Genomic DNA, 1,213 nt, shown 5'->3' with positions numbered 1-1,213 from the left:
GAAAGCCAAGCTGGTCATCACCGCGATCACCCGGCTGGGTCTGACCCAGGCCGAAGCCGCGCAGCAGTACGGGGTCTCTCAGCCCACCGTGTCACGGTGGATGGCCAGGTACCGAGCCGAGGGCGAGGCCGCGTTCGAGCCCCGCTCACGCCGCCCGAGCAGCAACCCACGAGCGATCAGCAGCGACGTGATCGAGGCGGTCACCGCCGAACGCGACCGCCTCGTCGCCAGCGGGCACGACGCCGGCCCTGACACCATCGCCTGGCACCTCCAACGCGCCGGGATCACCGCTCCCTCACGAGCCACGATCGCGCGGATCCTGACCCGCAGCGGGCGTGTACGACCCGAACCGAAGAAGAAGCCACGCTCGGCCTACATCCGCTTTGAAGCCGATCAGCCCAACCAGTGCTGGCAATCCGACTTCACCCACACCACCCTGCAAGCAGGTCGCGACGTCGAGGTCATCACCTGGCTCGACGACCACTCCCGCATGGCGCTGCACATCAGCGCACACCCCCGCATCACCGGCCCCATCGTGCTAGCCACCTTCCGCTCCACCATCGCCGAGCACGGCTGCCCCGCAAGCACACTCACCGACAACGGCATGGTGTACACCGTGCGCCACTCAGCCCACGGCGTGCGCGGAGGACGCAACGCCTTCGAGCACGAGCTCGCCACCTTGGGAGTGACCCAGAAGAACGGACGCGGCAACCACCCCCAAACCCAGGGCAAGGTCGAACGCTTCCAGCAGACCCTGAAGAACTGGCTACGACGACAACCCACCCAGCCCGCCACCATCGAGCAGCTGCAGACCCTGCTCGACCGCTTCCAGCACGAGTACAACCACCAACGACCCCACCGCGCCCTGAACCGCCGCACACCCGCCGCGGCCTACCAAGCCCGACCCAAAGCCGCGCCACCAGACGAACCCACAGCCCGAACCCACGCCCGGGTGCGCACCGACAGGGTCAACGAAGGCACCATCACCCTGCGTCACGCCGGCCGGCTGCACCACATCGGCATCGGCCGCGCCCTCAACGGCCACCGCGTCCTCGTCCTTGTCCACGACCTCGAGATCACCGTCGTGCACGCCGACACCGGCGAGATCATCCGCCAGCTCACCCTCGACCCCACCCGCGACTACCAGCCCCAGAACAGCACGAAACCCCCGAACCCGTAGGTTCGGGGGTTTCATATGTCCTGAGACAGGACA

General features: G+C 67.7%; 1 protein-coding gene. It reads left to right on the top strand.

The features are described from left to right. Positions 1–1,180 (top strand): IS481 family transposase (locus L6241_RS16200; protein ID WP_368247083.1); only part of this gene is annotated, 1,180 nt, incomplete at its 5' end. Positions 1,181–1,213: the final 33 nt, after the last annotated feature.

This window comes from Janibacter sp. Y6 (assembly GCF_040900765.1).
GTDB classification, from domain to species: Bacteria; Actinomycetota; Actinomycetes; order Actinomycetales; family Dermatophilaceae; genus Marihabitans; species Marihabitans melonis.
Note: the sequence above shows the minus strand (reverse complement) of the source record. Positions and strands in the feature narration are given on the sequence as shown.